General features: G+C 45.6%; 10 protein-coding genes and 1 tRNA gene. 9 read left to right on the forward strand and 2 right to left on the reverse strand.

Annotated features, from left to right (window positions below; all coding sequences use genetic code 11):
- Nucleotides 1-261 precede the first annotated feature (261 nt).
- The 8 genes from U2P89_RS14030 to U2P89_RS14065 all read left to right on the forward strand — a co-directional run bounded on the left by U2P89_RS14030 (nucleotide 262) and on the right by U2P89_RS14065 (nucleotide 13,813).
- Nucleotides 262-3,450, forward strand: a complete 3,189-nt coding sequence (locus U2P89_RS14030; RefSeq protein ID WP_322191690.1) for a TonB-dependent receptor — start codon at nucleotides 262-264, stop codon at nucleotides 3,448-3,450.
- 28 nt (nucleotides 3,451-3,478) lie between these two features.
- Entirely contained in the window at nucleotides 3,479-5,011 is a 1,533-nt protein-coding gene (locus tag U2P89_RS14035; protein WP_322191691.1) for a RagB/SusD family nutrient uptake outer membrane protein, read from the forward strand.
- Between the two features lie 22 nt (nucleotides 5,012-5,033).
- Nucleotides 5,034-6,515 carry an IPT/TIG domain-containing protein gene (locus U2P89_RS14040; RefSeq protein ID WP_322191692.1) on the forward strand — a complete coding sequence of 494 codons (1,482 nt, stop codon included), beginning with the start codon at nucleotides 5,034-5,036 and terminating at the stop codon, nucleotides 6,513-6,515.
- A gap of 93 nt (nucleotides 6,516-6,608) precedes the next feature.
- Nucleotides 6,609-8,822 (forward strand): polysaccharide lyase 6 family protein, encoded by a 2,214-nt coding sequence (locus U2P89_RS14045; RefSeq protein WP_322191693.1) that lies wholly within the window; start codon nucleotides 6,609-6,611, stop codon nucleotides 8,820-8,822.
- 16 nt (nucleotides 8,823-8,838) lie between these two features.
- Nucleotides 8,839-10,092, forward strand: coding sequence for an alginate lyase family protein (locus tag U2P89_RS14050; protein WP_322191694.1), 1,254 nt, complete (start codon nucleotides 8,839-8,841; stop codon nucleotides 10,090-10,092).
- Between the two features lie 10 nt (nucleotides 10,093-10,102).
- Nucleotides 10,103-11,830, forward strand: a complete 1,728-nt coding sequence (locus U2P89_RS14055) for an alpha/beta hydrolase (protein WP_322191695.1) — start codon at nucleotides 10,103-10,105, stop codon at nucleotides 11,828-11,830.
- 129 nt (nucleotides 11,831-11,959) lie between these two features.
- Nucleotides 11,960-12,997 (forward strand): sugar kinase, encoded by a 1,038-nt coding sequence (locus tag U2P89_RS14060; protein ID WP_322191696.1) that lies wholly within the window; start codon nucleotides 11,960-11,962, stop codon nucleotides 12,995-12,997.
- 132 nt (nucleotides 12,998-13,129) lie between these two features.
- Entirely contained in the window at nucleotides 13,130-13,813 is a 684-nt protein-coding gene (locus tag U2P89_RS14065) for a bifunctional 4-hydroxy-2-oxoglutarate aldolase/2-dehydro-3-deoxy-phosphogluconate aldolase (protein WP_322191697.1), read from the forward strand.
- 80 nt (nucleotides 13,814-13,893) lie between these two features.
- Here the strand turns inward: U2P89_RS14065 and U2P89_RS14070 are convergent.
- Nucleotides 13,894-13,964: transfer RNA gene (locus U2P89_RS14070), tRNA-Cys, on the reverse strand.
- A gap of 71 nt (nucleotides 13,965-14,035) precedes the next feature.
- A complete protein-coding gene (radA, locus tag U2P89_RS14075) occupies nucleotides 14,036-15,403 on the reverse strand; it encodes a DNA repair protein RadA (RefSeq protein ID WP_322191698.1) in 1,368 nt (455 codons plus the stop codon).
- A 72-nt stretch (nucleotides 15,404-15,475) separates the two neighbouring features.
- On the opposite strand from radA, the gene U2P89_RS14080 reads away from it, so the two are divergent.
- Nucleotides 15,476-17,611, forward strand: coding sequence for a Tex family protein (locus tag U2P89_RS14080; RefSeq protein WP_091905000.1), 2,136 nt, complete (start codon nucleotides 15,476-15,478; stop codon nucleotides 17,609-17,611).
- Nucleotides 17,612-17,618 lie beyond the last annotated feature (7 nt).

A 17,618-nucleotide genomic window follows, 5' to 3' on the forward strand; every position in this document is an offset into this window, starting at 1 on the left:
GCCAAAAGTACAGAATATTTTTGAACAAAAAAAACTTTCCGTATAAATAATTCCTTTTTTAATGATATGTTGTTAAACATATTTTTACTTATATATCTTATTTATAGCGTATTAAATGCTTATTCTTTATCTTTGGCAAAATTTTAACAAAAAAAATTTCTTTTTTGGAAAAATATTTTATTTATATTTGCACCGTTTAATTGGTTTACCAATTTAAAGAATAAGCAAAAGTGATTTTAATATCATGCAAAAAAGAAGAATATGATTAAAAACAACTTTTTACAAAAGAGCAAAGCATCCCACCCATGGCTGCTATTGTTTGTATTCCTGTGGGGATACTCCGCTATGAATGCACGCCCCTTGGATTCCCAACAAGGAATCACTGTAAGTGGAACGGTCGTCGATGAAACAGATATTCCTCTCACCGGGGTGAGTGTAACCGTTGTCGGGTCAAGCATGGGGACTATTACCGACATTGATGGGAATTATAAGATCACTGTCCCGGACCAACAATCGACATTACGGTTTTCATTCGTTGGTTTTGTCTCTCAGGAGATACCTGTAGGTAACCAGACCGTCATACAAGTTATCCTGGAAGAAGATCCACTGATTCTGGATGAAATAGTAGTCGTGGGATACGGTGTGCAAAAAAAGTCCCACCTGACGGGAGCCATTACAAAAGTAAGGACTGAGGGATTGGAAGACATTGCGTTGAGTCGTGTAGACCAAGCCCTTCAAGGACGCATTGCAGGAGTTAATATTCAGAATATAACTTCAGAAGTGGGTGAGTCTCCCACTATCCGCGTCAGGGGATTGGGCTCGATCAGCACTTCCTCTGAGCCGCTTATCATTATTGATGGGTTCCCTGTCCCGGATGGATTGGGCACGGTCGATGCCAATGACATTGCCAGCATAGAAGTATTGAAAGACGCTGCTTCTGCGGCTATTTACGGTTCACGGGCCGCGAATGGGGTGATTATGATAACAACCAAAAGTGGTCAGCCAGAAAGACCAACCTATACACTGAAGGCTTACTGGGGAACAAAAGAAGCGTATAGGCTGCATCCTATCATGACTTCCCGGGAATATGTGGAGATGGTTACCCAGGAAGAAATTCTGAAAGGATCCACCCAATTGCCAAGCGCTGAATTTGCTTTCAGTCGTATTAATAACAACACCGATTGGCAGCAAGAGGGGTTAAGAACAGCCAATATCTCCAATATAAGCTTTGGCGTTTCCGGAGGAAAAAAGGACATGAAATACTATATTTCCGGAACGTATTCGGATGATCAGGGGATCATGATCACCAATGAATACAAAAGGATGAACCTGCGGACAAAAATAGATGCCAATCTGTCAAAAAAGGTAGAGGTAGGAGTCAATATGAATCCGGGGTATTCCAAACGTAACCGACCGGCCACCAACTTTATTGATTTCTACCGGACTCCTTCCTGGATGCCGGTTACTCATACGGAAGAAACAGCGGCTTTAACCGGACAAGCGCTGGGTAGCTATGCTCACGGAGCGCATTTCAATAATCTGACTTATGCAGGGATAGACCCGATCTCCGGGCAAGAGCGTTCGGTCAGGGTAAGTCCTTATAATACCGCCAATCACAATCCGAGAATGATTATGGACAACCAGTTTATCACACAAGACGAATACCGCATGCAGGCATCCGGATACATCAATATTAACTTGTGGGATAAACTTTATTTCAAGTCGTCCAACGGATTTAATGTTTCTTACCGGGAGACCAACAATTATACGAACAAAGAGGCAAGGAGAGACGGAGAGACCAACAGGGGATTGTATCAAAACCGTTTGTATGTCGACCTGCTGTCGGAGAATACGTTCACTTATAATACCTTGATTAATAAAAAGCACAGTATCGATGCTTTGTTAGGCTTTTCCGTACAGGAAACAAAACTCAAAACTGCCGGAATTCTTGGAAAAAATTTCCCCACTGATATGGTGCGTACCCTGAATGCGGCGACTACTATTGAACAATACGAAGTCAGCTCATCAGGAGAAGCCATTCAATATACAGGCACCTGGTCTCCCCCGAAGGCGCGTTTGGTATCTTTCTTCGGAAGAGTGAATTATGCTTATGAGGATCGCTATCTCTTATCCGCCAGCCTTCGTGACGATGGTTATTCCAAATTCGGGAAGAATGAGTTTTGGGCCTGGTTTCCGTCTGTATCCACAGGATGGAGAGTCTCGGAAGAGGAGTGGTTGAAAGACAAAGCTCCTTGGCTGGATCAATTGAAATTGCGACTGAGTTATGGGGTAACCGGGAACAATAACCTGGATGATTATGCCAATATCAATTTGGTGAAACAAAGTAATTACATCACAGGACCGGGGAATGGCTCTGTCACCTCAGGTATGGGAATCGGTTCTTCCACCTTGGGGAATGAAGGCATCACCTGGGAGCAAACCAATGAGTATAATACAGGATTGGATATCAGCATCTTAAATAATAGGATCATGCTATCGATGGATTACTATTACGCGATTACCAAAAAACTCTTGTTCCTGGAACCGGTCAATTCGGCTTCCGGATATACTGAAGGATGGACAAATAACGGAAAAGTGCGCAATAGAGGCCTGGAAGTGGAATTAACCACCCAAAACATTAAAAATAAGGAATTCGACTGGGTAACTTCTTTCAACATTTCTACGAATGAAAACCGGATCATCGATCTGGCAGGGCAAGAGTCTATTATTACAAAAGGGGAAAGGAATGAACAATATCTGGCACAAGTGGGAAAACCTGCTGTTCAGTTTTACGGATACAAGACAATAGGAGTGTGGGCAAGTGCGGAAGAAATTCAAAATAATCCTCACCACATTAACGATGTGGAAGGTGGGTTGAGAGTAGCCAATACGAACAACGACAATGTCATTAACGATCAGGATATGGTGGCGTTAGGCGATCCGTTTCCGGATTTCACTTGGGGAATAGTCAATAACCTTAAATACAGGAATTTCGATCTCTCATTCCTGTTTCAAGGAGTTCAAGGAATCAGTGTGCTGAATGGAGACGGATTCTACAATGAAACCATGCGTTGGAACAAGAACTACGTGTCCGATCGTTGGATCAGCGCCGAGTATCCGGGAGACGGAAAAACTCCGTATCGTAAAGTAGGCATAGACCAAATGCTGACCGACTATTTTATCGAGGATGCTTCGTATATTGCTTTGCGCGACATTACTTTAGGGTATACATTCTCGAAAAAAGTCTGCAAGAAATTGTCCTTGAGGAAACTAAGGACTTATGCCTCCGTACAAAATCTTGGTTATTGGTGGACAGGGGATTATCGGGGAATTAACCCGGAAGCTCGTGTGACCAGTGGAAATTATAGCAATCCTCTGGTTTCCGGTTACCAACGCGGAGCATTTCCTTTGCAAAGAACATTCAGTGTGGGCATCGATATCTCATTTTGATTTTTTTACTTTTATAATCACAACAAAAATGACAACAAAAATAATACATTTGGCCGTATGGTTGAGCCTTTTTATATTGATGGCTTGCAATGATTTTTTGACGGTGGACCCTACGGAATACATTGGGGAGGGAAGTTTTTATAAAAACAAGGACGATATCAACCAAGCTGTTATTGCATGCTATGGAGGTCTGCAAAAGTGCATGAACAACGAGTGGTTCCTGACGGAACTTCGTTCGGACAACAGCCGCCATTATGTTGGAAATTCAACCAACCAAACCAGTAAAAATATTTATGACCTGGATAAAAACCGTATCTCCACTAATCACGCTCAGAACGAAGAATACTGGGAAAGCGTTTACCACAATATAGCGAACTGCAATGTAGTGTTGAAACATCTGGATGTCGTGGAAGACGAAAGTTTGAAACGACAATACGAAGGAGAAGCCTTGTTTATTCGCTCCTACCATTATTTCAATTTGGTTCGTTTATACGGTCCTGTCTTCTTGTTGACCCGGTCGGCAGAAATCGATGAAATGAAAACAATGGAAAGAAGCAATGTAAAAACAGTCTACAGCCAGATAGAAGAAGACCTGAAAGCGGCGATAAACAATCGCCTGCCGGATAAACATTCGGATACCGATAAGGGAAGAGTTGATGTTTGGGCTGCCAAAACCTTGTTGGCAAAAATATACATGACATTAGAGCGTTGGACGGAGGCTAAAGCCCTGTTGCAGGATGTAAAAGAAAATAGTGGATACAAGTTACTTACCACTTCCTATGCCGATGTTTTTTCGACAGCCAATGAAATGAACGATGAAATACTGTTTACGGTGCGTTACAAAGCCGGAGGTTTGGGATTAGGCTCTCCCTTTGCCAATAATTTTGCTCCTGCCAACAGTTTCGCGTTTATCATCAATTCCAGTGGAGACGGGTTCAACTGTCCTACCTACGATTTAACGCAATCTTATGACTTGGCAGATAGACGCAAAAACGTTACTTTGTCGGAAACATGGGAAAACGGGGACAAACCGGAAGGTGAAAGAACTGTCTACACCGCGTATGTGAAGAAATTTTTATCGCAAGTATCTACAAAGTATGACGCGGAGAATGACTGGCCGATTCTCCGGTTTGCGGATGTGCTGCTGATGTTGGGAGAAGTTGAGAATGAACTTTCAGGACCTACCACAACAGCCTTGAATCTGTTGAACGCAACCCGTGAAAGAGCCGGTTTGGCCGCTCTGACGGGAGAGGATATCAAAGACCGGAACCAATATCGCCTGGCGATGGAGAAAGAACGCCGTCTGGAGTTTGCTTTCGAAAATCATCGTTTTTTTGACTTGGTGAGGACGAATCGGTTTATCCCGGTGATGGAAGCACATTATGAAACAGAACAGACGGTCAACGCGGCGAACGGAAATCTTAGCGGTTGTTATACCGACACCGGAAATGCCGGAAGCTATATGTCTAACCGTACTTTGGAAAGCTGGCAGTTGATTTTGCCTATCCCTTTGAGCGTGATTTCCGTGAATGAATCGATTACACAAAATCCGGGCTATTAATAGCTGATAAAATAGAATGATCATGAGAAATAGAAGAAACATCGGAGCAATAGCAGGCTGCCTGGTCTTAATCTTGTCGGCAGCATGCAATGATAAATTAGTGTATCCAGAAAGGAATGAAAGTCTCCCTGAAATATCAGATGTCTATCCCCTGAAAGGGAAAGTAGGTACCGAAGTAACTCTTTCCGGAGAGCACCTGCAATGGGTCGATTCGGTTTGGATAGGCGGTGGGTTAGCTCACCTGACTTATTTGGTTAATTCCAAAGAGGTGATTGTGACGATTACGAATACCTGCCGTTCGGGGGAGATAGTTGTGAAGAATACATACGGGGAAACGAAGACGTCATTTACTTTCGAGATGGAATATCCCGTTCCGTCATTGACAGATTATCCGCTCACTGCACAACCGAAGGATGAGATTGTGTTGTCGGGAACCAATATGGATGTTTGCTCGAATGTTTATTTTGGTACGGCTGCAGGGGTGATTAAGGGAGTAAGAGAAAAAGAATTGGTGGTAGAAGTGCCTTACTTTGAGAACAGTCCGGTAGAGATTTCTCTAACGTATTTCGATGGAACATCTTACCGGAATATCGGAACCGGAAGTAGTGATTTTAATCTGAATACACCGCTTCCTTCCGTGAATACATTCCCGCTGGCCGGAGAGGCAGGCAGCTCCTTTACCATCACCGGGGAAAACCTGAATCTGATTGAAGAAGTTTGGTTCGGAGAAGAGAAGGGAAGTATTTCACAGCAAACAAGCGCTTCGATGAATCTGACCATTCCGTCCGGATTCGCTGCCGCCACAACGGTTTCTCTTATATTAAAGTATTATGGAACTAAAGAATTAGTAGTGACCGATGCATTCGAGGTTACCCTACCTGATGTCTCTACCATTTATTATTGGGAGAATAAAACGACACAATGCCAAGGCATTGTTGACGGCAACAGTTTTTTTAGCGCGCAGACGGGAGAAGTACTGACCCCCTGCGATTATGAAAGTGTCAAGCATAACATTACTTTCTATGCCTCGATCAGCGGCGGGGAATTTCAGATAAACAATCCGAATAACAGTGAAAACCAAACAAGGAACTTTAGGTGTAGGGCGACTACCGGTTCTGCTGTCAACCTGCCGACAGAAGTGATGCCGACCATGATACGGCTCAGGACTCTGAATGCAAACCTTGCGGAAGATAAGAAGTACATCGATTTGGTAAAGGCAAAAACCTTGGAAAAAATCTCCCTGGATATTATTAAAGAGGACGGATTGAACTATACGAGCGGTTTTTCCAATACCTTGAAATACCAAACGGCGTTTAATCCGGGAGATGTTATTTTGTTTGTAAAATATACCGTAGCTGCCAATACGCCCCCAGCTATTAAAGGAACTGCCGACTATTCGGATGCTAATATCGATAAGATCGGATTCATAGAAGTTGTGAATGTAAACATTGAAAGCACGATCAACAATTCGGACTGGACGTTCAACTGTTATTATCAAAAATAACCAATGAAACGAGCATGGGAATTGTTCTCACTCAAGAACATGATTAAAAGCGAGTTCCATATGACACCATTGAAAATAAATAATTTTAGTCATATGAAAAGAATAGCGTTAATTGTATGGTTTCTTCCTTGTCTGTTGCAATCGGCAACCTATAAGGTGTCGAATATCACAGAATATACTGCCCGGGTAAAATTTCTCCAGGCCGGGGACAGCATTGTGCTGTCTCCGGGCGTATGGAAAAATGTCCAATTGGAATTTTATGGAGAGGGAACGGAACAGAAACCCATTACACTGACAGTGGAGAAACCCGGGCAAACGACATTCGAAGGCCTTTCTTGTCTGAATCTGTACGGAAATTATTTGGTGGTGGACGGCTTGGTCTTTGTCAACGGTTATACGCCTACAAAGTCGGTCATTGAGTTCCGCAAAGGAACGAGTAAAGCGGCTTATCACTCTGTGCTTAAGAATTGCGTGATTGATCATTTCAACAAGCCGAACCGTCTTGACCAGGATTCGTGGGTGAGCCTTTGGGGGCAACATAACGTGGTAGAGAATTGTTATTTCGGCGGAAAGAAAAACCAGGGATGTACTTTTGTGATCTGGCCGAACGGAGAAGGGCATCATCAAAATTACCATCGTATTTACCGTAATCACTTCGGCCCCCGTCCCCGATTAGGATCCAATGGAGGGGAAACGATTCGTGTCGGTACCAGTCAGGTATCCTTAGACGTATCGGGGACGATTATCGAAGGTAATCTGTTTGAACGTTGCAACGGGGAAGTCGAGGTGATTTCCATCAAATCCTGCGAAAACCAAATTATTGACAACCTCTTTCTGGAATGCGAAGGAAGCGTGGTGTTAAGGCACGGGAATCGTAACCTTGTGTCGGGTAATTACTTTATTGGCAACGGAAAAGAGTTTACCGGAGGAGTACGTGTCATCAATGCCGGCCACAAAGTGTACAACAACTATTTCTATGGTTTGAAAGGAAAGGATTTCCGGGCACCTTTGGTGATCATGAACGGAGTTCCTAATTCCGTCCCTAATCGCTATCACCAGGTAAAGGATGTGGAAATTATGTTCAATACCTGGGTGGATTGCGTGTTGCCCTGGCAGTTTTGCGTAGGGAGTGATGCGGAAAGAACGGATGTTCCCCGGGATGTGACGATTGCCAACAATATCGTGTACGCTCCTCAGGAAGCAGCCTTGATCAAAACATTCGATAAAACAGATGGCATCCGTTTTGTCGATAATATTCTTACGGGAAGCAAAGGGAATGAGTCCGGTCAAGGTTTTTTGCCGGAAACACTGAAACTACGGAAGGGTCAGGGTGGATTGCCTTTGCCTCTCACTTCCAAAACAACATCCATGAAGATTGAGTATGTAAAAACCGATATTGAAGGTCGCCAACGAGATGTGCCGCAAACAATCGGTGCTTTTGAAATGACCGGTCAAGAGCAATTGCAACGCCCATCGAAGTCCAACTGCGGACCCGCTTCCTGGAAATATATTCCCTTGTCTGATGCTCCGGTCGTAACAGGCGCCTCCCAAACGCATCAGGTGGCTGCCGGGGGAGATCAGTTGTTTGCTGCGGTCAGGAAAGCGAAACCGGGCGATGTGATTGTGCTGACGACAGAAGGAGACTACACTTGTTCCAAAAAACTGGTGATTGATTTTCCTTTGACTATCCAAGCGGCACAGGGACTCGCAAAGCGTCCGGTCATTCAGGCGGCTTACGAAGGGAATGCTGTTGCCGTATTTGAATTGCGTGGCGGTTCACACTTACAATTGCATGGTGTTGAGATTAACGGAAATGCAACGGGTAATTTACCGGCCAAGTATGCTTTTATAACGGGAAAATCCGATATGACGGAACCATATCGCCTGAAAATAGACAACTGCTTGATCCACGGTTTTAAGAATACGGACGGCGGTTCGGTTTTCAAAGCGTATCCCGCTTCGTTCGCGGACAGTATTGTTGTCATTAATTCTACTGTCAGCGATTCTTATCGTGGATTTGCCCTGAATGCGGAAAAAGAAGACAAAGGTGTCTACAATGCCGAATACATCCTCTTGAAAAATACAACTTTCAAGGACATTGAACAATGGGCATTGGAATTTTACCGTGGGGGAAATGACGAATCTACATTGGGTGGTTTTCTTCTTATCGAAGGATGCACCTTCGATAATGTCAACAACCGCAAAGGACAGTACTCTATCCGGCAAACAGGACTTCTGAATATCAGCGAGACCGGCTCTGTCGTTATAAATTCTCCGGAAGTAAAAGGAGTGATCAGGAAGAAATGAGTATAAAAAAGTCACGATGTACAAGTTTATGTTGAGTATTGTTTTATCAATTCTTTGTCTGTGCGGTTGTAATAAAGGGACGACGCTTAGCGAAGATAATCAGGGCGCCGGAGGAGAAGTGGTCATTGTGCAGGAAACGGCTCCTTCCAGGCAATTAGCGTATGCAAAAGCGAATATACAAAGTATACGGAATGGAGAAGCAGCCTTGCAGTTGCTCGTCAAAGACGCTGACAAAGCGCTGACAACCGCTATTGCTCCGGTAACCGAAAAAAAGATCGTTGCCGTCAGCGGAGACAAACACGATTATGTCAGCATGGGGCCTTACTGGTGGCCTGATCCAACCAAACCGGATGGCTTACCTTATATTCGCCGGGATGGGGAGCGCAATCCGGAGATCTATGAATTGGATCGTTACAAGATGGATGCGATGATCAAATCGGTGGTTACTTTGGGATATGCCTATTATTTTACGGAAGAAGAGCGATATGCGGAAAAAGCGGTTGAGAATCTTCGCTTATGGTTCCTGAATGAGGAGACCCGGATGAATCCGAATCTGGATTATGCCCAAATGATACCCGGACACAACAATGGGAAAGGACGAGGCTACGGTATCATTGATGTATATGGCATGATCGAAATGGTCGATTGCATCCAGCTCCTGAGCAAATCCAGGGCGATGAAAGAAACGGATCTGAAAGCATTGAAACAATGGTTCGGTGATTTTGTCGAATGGTTGCTTAACAGCGAGAATGGAAAGGAAGAGTATCGTGCAGCAAACAATCATGGAACGGCTTATGACGCACAAGTGGCTGCTTATGCTATGTTTGCAAACAAAAAAGAAGTTTCCCTGAATTTGATCAAAGGGTTTGCCACGAAACGAATTTTCAATCAGGTAGAGCCTGATGGAAGTCAGCCTTTGGAGTTGGAACGCACCCTTGCTTTTCACTATACCTTATTCAATATCAGCCATATGATGGATATGGCCGCCTTGGCTCAATGTTTCGGTATTGACTTGTATAATGCAACTTCCGACGACGGCAGAAGTATTACGCAGGCCATTGAATTTATCAAACCTTACTTGGGTAAGCCCCAAAGTGAATTTCCCTACCAACAGATCAGAGAGTGGGGCGAAAACCAGGAAAGACTTTGCTGGATATTGCGTAGGGCTACTTTCTTTAAAGAGAACAAAGAATACGATTTATTATTTAATACTTATTGTACAACCAGTGTAAAAAACAGAAACTGGTTGTTATACACTAAACAAGAATAAATATACAGCGATGAGAACAATTTTATTTTCTATTGTGCTGTTAACGGGGTGCATATTCAGTCAGACCGTAACGGCAGGGAGTACCTATTTGGTTATTGACGATATCAGCTTGGCGAAATATCGCAGTCCAGAGCCTGCATCTAATTCTAAACCTAAACCCGAAACGGCAGATCGTATTCAGGTTAACTTGAACGATACCGGTTGGGGAGAAGCCATTGAACGCCCGGCATCCGGAAGTTACCCTTCCTCCGAGATCAATGGCTTTAAGCTGACGGCGGCGGCTTTAATTACCGGAAGACGTATTGCCATGGACAGGCAATCCAATGGAGGCAGTATTGAATTCCCGACTTTGAAAAGTATAGAAGAGATAGATATTTATGCCAATGTGGGTACTGACGGAAATACGTTTGCTTTACAGGAATACCGCAGAGGTAGTTGGAATACGATAGAAACCATCCCCGGAGTAAAAGCCGGAGTTACGATGCATACCGTTAAGAATCTGGGGAAAACATCTCCCGTCAAGTTGCGTATCGCCAATACTTCCGGAGGAACCATCTATATCTATCGTATTGTTACCCGAACTCCGGAGGATGTCAACAACCTGACCTTGCTTACTTCATCCATCGAAGAGGGCGGCATTTGCTATTACAACCTGACGAAAAATATATCATTGAAGTACAATAAAACGCTTGTGGCAGGATCGGGGAGCATTGATCTGAATGGAACGGCTATCCCTGTCTCTGCCTGTACTTTTAAGGGCGATACAGTGCTGATTCCGGTAGACTTGGTCGCTTCTCCTTCCGGAAATACGGCCTATACGCTGACTGTTCCCGCCGGAACCTTTGTAGAATCGGGTAATACCGGCAATCAGAATGCGGTTTTTACGTTGAACTTCTACACCTACAAAACGGTATCGGTTCCTTCCGGCTACACTTCGCTGATAGACGTTGCCTACCTTGACGACGATCCGGCGCAAAACCGGATGGATATTTACTTTCCGGAAAAGCCGGAAAAGCCTGTGCCGGTTATAATTAATATACACGGTGGAGGATGGAACCATGGAGAAAAGGAATCACAAACAGGGTATTCCGTTTATTTTTCGATGGGATTTGCAATAGCCAACGTAGAATACAGGATGACACCACAGGCGACTGCTCCGGCGGCTGTCGAAGACATACGGTGTGCTATGATGTATTTAGTCAATAACGCGGAGGGCTTGAACATCGATCCGAAAAAGATTGTCTTGCAAGGAGGATCAGCCGGGGCACATCTGGCGATGGCTGCTGCTTATCTGGATCACGATCATAAATTCAATCCCAAATGTTTACCGGATAAGGAGTACGACATCATAGCAGTCATAAATAAATTCGGACCGGCTAAGTTGGATGACTTTATGTTTTATCCTTCGTTGGCTACCTGGCTGGGACACTATGCCGGAGATGTGGCGTTTGTCAAATCCATCTCGCCTTACTATTTAGTCAATTCACAATCGGCCCCTACCTATATAATACACGGAGACGCTGACCCGGTGGTTCCTTATTCCCAGTCGGAATTAATGGCGGGTGTTTTGGAGCAGAACCGGGTGAAGCATAAGTTTACCACCGTACCGGGAGGAGGTCATGGAAGATTTCCCGATCAATACAACACACAGATGAATGAAGAAATCAAACTCTTTCTTCAGGAGATTCTATCCGAAAATACTTCACTAAGCCCTGTTAAAGAAAAGAACTTCCCATAATCACTGATAGAAACCGAATTTCGCTTTCCTGTCCCGGGAATGTGAAGTGACTTTTTAAAGAATGGACACAGTTTGTGAAAGAAGAAAAAGAAAAAATAGATCAACCCCTAATCATTCGGACTAACTAAAATGCAAAAAGTGGTAACTTTCGGCGAGATCATGTTGCGTCTCGCCACCCCTGATTATAAAAGATTTATCCAGTCGGATCACCTTACCGCCACCTTTGGCGGGGGTGAAGCCAACGTAGCCGTTTCACTGGCCAATTACGGCATTCCCGTGGAATTTGTCACCCGCCTGCCCGAAAACGATATCGCCGGGTGGTGTGTCGCCGAGCTCAGGAAAATGAATGTCGGTACGGGGCATATCCTGCGTGGCGGTGAACGTGTGGGGATCTATTTCCTCGAGACCGGTGCCGTGGCCCGCCCCTCGAAAGTGGTATACGACCGTGCCCATTCCTCCATCGCGGAAGTAGGAAAGGGGACGTTCAACTGGAAAGAGATACTCAAAGATGCCTCATGGTTCCACTGGACGGGGATCACCCCCGCCCTCTCACAGGGAGCTGCCGATGCCTGCCTTGAAGCCATCCGGACGGCGAATGAACTGGGAGTGACTGTCTCATGTGACCTCAACTACCGGAAGAATCTCTGGAAATACGGCAAAAAGGCCTCGGAGGTCATGCCCGGACTGGTGAAAGGCTGTGACATCATTCTCGGTAATGAAGAGGATGCGGAGAAAGTATTCGGCATCAAACCGGAAGGCTTTCAGGTGGAACATACCGCGGGAGAAGTAGATGCGGGAGAATTCGAATCGGTCTGTAAACAACTTATGCGGGAATTCCCGCGTGCAAAAAAGGTTATCATCACCCTGCGCGGATCCATCAACGCGAACCACAATACATGGGGCGGATGCCTCTATTCCGACAAACTCTATCAATCCGGAAGATATGATATCACACATATCGTGGACAGAGTGGGTGGGGGCGACTCCTTTATGGGGGGATTGATCTGCGGCTTGCTGACATATACCGGAGACGACCAGAAGGCGCTCGATTTCGCCGTAGCCGCCTCCTGCCTGAAACACACCATATACGGTGATTTCAACCTGGTCAGTGTACCGGAAGTGGAAACACTGATGAAGGGCGACGGATCGGGAAGAGTGGTCAGATGATTTGTTAATGTGATGATTTACTGATATGATGATTAATAATTCAATCAGCACTACTTGTCCCGATCTATAGGGATTGGCACATCAATAAATTAGCACATTAATTTTGATTCTTGGTTTAAATAAATTAAACAAATGGCTAAATTTACAAGACTGCAAGTCTATCAAACAATGGCAGGTACAGGTATAGTACCGGTATTCTACCATTCCGATGCCGAAGTGGCGAAAAAGGTGTTGAAAGCGTGTTACCAAGGAGGTATCAGGGTATTCGAATTCACCAACAGGGGAGATTTTGCCCATGAGGTATTCACCAATCTGGTCAAATGGGCAGATAAGGAATGTCCTGAAATGATATTGGGTATCGGTTCCATAGTGGATGCCCCTACCGCCGCGCTCTATATCCAGTCGGGAGCCAACTTCATTGTAGGCCCCCTGCTGAATCCCGACATATTCAAAATATGCAACCGCAGGCTGATAGCATATTCACCCGGCTGTGCCACGCCTTCCGAGGTCGGATTGGCACAGGAGTTGGGTGCAGAAATCGTAAAAATATTCCCCGGCGGGAATGTGGGCGGTCCTTCATTTGTGAAAAACATCAAGGGCCCGATGCCATGGTCGAGGATCATGGTTACGGGCGGCGTGGAACCGACGCAAGAAAATCTGTCGGCATGGTTCCGTGCCGGGGTGACCTGCGTCGGGATGGGTTCAAATCTTTTCCCGGCAGAAGTACTGAAAAACGGGGAGTGGCATAAAATCACCGAACTGTGCAGGGAAAGCCTGTTGATCGTCAGGGGCGAGATACTATCATTAAAGAAATAATTCTGTACTTCTCGCCGTACCTCTAAAAATAAAAAAACTCCGAAATTGTTATTAATAAACAATTTGGGAGTTTTATTTCGAGGTACCTGGCGGATTCGAACCGCCGTCGACGGTTTTGCAGACCGGCGCCTAACCACTCGGCCAAGGTACCAATTGTTCATAAAACAGGCTGCAAAGGTAGGATATTTTTTTGATTTATAAAAAGATTTCCGGCTTTTTCTACTACGAAAACAGCAGCCTGAAAGCATCACTCACCCGCTTCACCTGCTGAATATCAATTTTCATTTTCTTATTAAATCCTTTTAGGTTGTTGAATGGTACAAGAATACGGGAAAAGCCCAATTTCTCAGCCTCTTGAATACGCTGCTCTATACGATGCACAGGCCGGATCTCACCCGACAACCCTACTTCACCACAGAGGCAGGTGTCATTCTCAATCGTCATATCAAGACTCGACGAAAGCACAGCACTGATAATCGCAAGATCCATACCGGGATCACTCACACGCAAACCTCCGGCAATATTCAGGAAAACATCTTTTTGCGCGAGTTTAAATCCAGCCCGTTTTTCCAACACCGCCAGCAGCATATTCATTCGCCGGATATCAAATCCGGTAGCGGAGCGTTGCGGCGTACCATACGCCGCGGTACTCACCAATGCCTGCGTCTCTATCAGGAAAGGACGTACACCCTCCACTGCCGCGGCAATGGCAACACCGCTCAGCCCATCATGGTTCTGGGTAAGAAGCAACTCCGACGGATTGCTCACCTCGCGTAATCCCGACCGGTTCATCTCGTAAATAGCGAGTTCCGCAGTGCTTCCAAAACGGTTCTTGACACCGCGAAGGATACGGTACATATAATGCTGGTCGCCTTCAAACTGTAACACCGCATCCACCATATGTTCCAGTATCTTGGGGCCGGCGATACTTCCCTCCTTGGTGATATGGCCGATCAACAGTACCGGCGTTCCCGATTGTTTGGCAAACTTAAGTAACAATGCAGCACACTCACGTACCTGTGAAATACTACCGGGAGATGATTCCAGCGCCTCACTGTATATGGTCTGTACCGAATCGATGATCAATAGCCGGGGCGATATTTTCCTGACATGCTTAAATATCTCATCGAGATTTGTTTCACACAAAATCAAGCAGTTATCATTTTTTATACCGAGTCGGTCAGCACGCAGTTTCAACTGCCCTGCACTCTCTTCCCCCGATACGTAAAGCGATTTGATACCTGTCAATTTCAGAATAGTTTGCAGTACCAGTGTAGATTTCCCGATACCCGGTTCTCCACCGATCAGCACAACGGAGGCAGGCACCAATCCTCCTCCCAGCACACGGTTCAACTCCCCGTCGTTCATATCGATCCTCGGCAGTTCTTCGGCTTTGATCTCGCTCAAAGTCACCGGTTCACTCCTGACCTCCCCGAAAGAACGGGTATCTTCCTGTTTCGAAGCAGTATCCTTACGTACCAGTTCTTCAACAAAGGTCGACCATTCGCCGCAGGCAGGGCATTTCCCCATCCACTTGGGAGATTCATATCCGCAACTGGAGCAAAAATATACAGATTTCAGTTTCGCCATGCAGTTATTGTTTAGAAAGGTAAAGATAGAGAAATTTCTTGTATTTTTGTAGCGCATATAAATCGATTACAGATGTCAGTTATTCATACACTCATTTCCAAATCACTGAATATTCCTATCAGAAATGTAGAGAACAGTATCAAACTGCTGGAAGAAGGGGCTACCATCCCTTTTATCAGCCGCTATCGGAAGGAGGTCACAGGAGGTTTGGATGAGGTGAAGATCGCCAATATCAAAGAGCTGAATGAAAAGTATACAGAACTCGAGAAACGAAAGGAATATGTACTTAAGTCGATTTCGGAGCAGGAAAAACTGACGCCCGAACTCGAAAAAAAGATCACTGATTGCTGGGACAGCACGGAACTCGAAGATATCTACCTGCCCTATAAACCGAAACGTCAGACCCGCGCTGAGATTGCCCGCAAAAACGGACTGGAACCCCTTGCGAAATGGTTGATGGCACAACACCACGGTTCACCCGAAGCGAAAGCGGCACAATATCTCAATGAGAAGGTAGCCGATACGGAAGCTGCTTTGAAAGGTGCGCGTGATATCATTGCCGAATGGGTGAACGAAGATGCGCATGCACGCCAAATGGTACGGAATATGTTTGCCCGTGATGCGATAATCACCTCGAAAGTGGTGAAAGGAAAAGAAGAGGGAGGAGAGAAATACAGGGATTATTTCGATTTTTCCGCACCATTATCACGTTGTCCGTCACACCGAATCTTAGCGCTTCGCCGTGGCGAAGCAGAAGGGTTTCTGCGTGTATCCATTTCTCCCGATGATGAAAAATGCCTCGACAGGCTTGTACCGCGCTATGCAAAAAATGACACTGAAGCAGCCGATCAGGTGGAGGATGCGGTGACCGACAGTTACAAACGCCTGTTGAAACCTTCCATAGAGACGGAGTTTGGCAACCTCTCCAAAGAACAGGCCGACGAAGCGGCCATCGCTGTTTTCGCGGAAAACCTGCGCCAGTTACTTCTGTCTCCTCCCTTAGGGCAGAAACGTATCCTGGGCGTTGACCCCGGGTATCGTACCGGCTGTAAGTTAGTCTGTTTGGATGAACAAGGAAATCTGCTGCATAACGAGACCATCTATCCTCATCCTCCGCAGAACGAGTTTACCAAATCGGCAAGTAAAGTAGTAAAACTGGTTTCCACCTACCGGATCGATGCCATTGCCATAGGGAACGGTACCGCCAGCCGCGAAACGGAACGTTTTATCACTAACCTGCGGTACGAAAAAGAGGTGAAAGTATTCGTAGTAAGTGAAAGTGGTGCATCGGTCTATTCCGCCTCGAAGATAGCACGTGAAGAGTTCCCCGAATATGATGTGACTGTAAGGGGTGCCGTCTCTATCGGGCGGCGGCTGAGTGACCCGCTGGCAGAATTAGTAAAGATCGATCCCAAATCGATTGGCGTGGGCCAATACCAGCACGATGTAGATCAAACAAAGCTGAAAAGATCTCTCGACCAGACCGTGGAAAATTGTGTAAACCTCGTGGGAGTGAACCTCAATACGGCCAGTAAACACCTTCTCACCTATATATCGGGGTTGGGTGAGGTACTGGCACAGAATATCGTGAATTGGCGCACGGAAAACGGTCCTTTCCGTTCGCGCAAGGAGCTGAAAAAAGTAGCGCGCCTGGGAGAAAAAGCGTTTGAACAATGTGCGGGATTCCTTCGTATTCCGGATGCGGAAAATCCGTTAGATAACTCTGCCGTGCATCCCGAAAGCTACGCGATCGTGGAACAGATGGCCGAAGACCTGCAATGTACGGTGAAAGAATTAATCCGCAACAAACCGCTGATCGGAACCATCGATATCAACCGATACAAAACAGAAAAAGTAGGTGAAGAGACACTTACAGACATATTACAGGAATTGGAGAAACCGGGGCGGGATCCGCGTACCAAGGTTCAGGTATTAGAGTTTGACCCCAATATCCGGGCCATTAACGACCTGAAAGAAGGAATGATATTACCCGGCATCGTCACCAATATTACTAATTTCGGTTGCTTCGTGGATGTGGGTATTAAGGAGAATGGGCTGGTACATATCTCTGAACTGGCTGACCGTTTCGTCTCCAGCCCTACTGATGTAGTTTCCCTCCACCAGCATGTAAAAGTAAAGGTGTTGTCTGTCGATTTGGAACGCAAGCGGATCCAGTTAAGCATGAAAAAAGTTGAGGCTGATTGCTGAGCGGCCT

Source organism: Proteiniphilum sp. (assembly GCF_034331125.1).
Classification (GTDB): Bacteria; Bacteroidota; Bacteroidia; order Bacteroidales; family Dysgonomonadaceae; genus Proteiniphilum; species Proteiniphilum saccharofermentans.

Coding starts and splice junctions, on each gene's coding strand:
- U2P89_RS14030 (WP_322191690.1), top strand. CDS start 262: ATGATTAAAAACAACTTTTTACAAAAGAGCAAAGCATCCCACCCATGG.
- U2P89_RS14035 (WP_322191691.1), top strand. CDS start 3,479: ATGACAACAAAAATAATACATTTGGCCGTATGGTTGAGCCTTTTTATA.
- U2P89_RS14045 (WP_322191693.1), top strand. CDS start 6,609: ATGAAAAGAATAGCGTTAATTGTATGGTTTCTTCCTTGTCTGTTGCAA.
- U2P89_RS14055 (WP_322191695.1), top strand. CDS start 10,103: ATGAGAACAATTTTATTTTCTATTGTGCTGTTAACGGGGTGCATATTC.
- U2P89_RS14040 (WP_322191692.1), top strand. CDS start 5,034: ATGAGAAATAGAAGAAACATCGGAGCAATAGCAGGCTGCCTGGTCTTA.
- U2P89_RS14060 (WP_322191696.1), top strand. CDS start 11,960: ATGCAAAAAGTGGTAACTTTCGGCGAGATCATGTTGCGTCTCGCCACC.
- radA (WP_322191698.1), bottom strand. CDS start 15,403: ATGGCGAAACTGAAATCTGTATATTTTTGCTCCAGTTGCGGATATGAA.
- U2P89_RS14050 (WP_322191694.1), top strand. CDS start 8,839: ATGTACAAGTTTATGTTGAGTATTGTTTTATCAATTCTTTGTCTGTGC.
- U2P89_RS14080 (WP_091905000.1), top strand. CDS start 15,476: ATGTCAGTTATTCATACACTCATTTCCAAATCACTGAATATTCCTATC.
- U2P89_RS14065 (WP_322191697.1), top strand. CDS start 13,130: ATGGCTAAATTTACAAGACTGCAAGTCTATCAAACAATGGCAGGTACA.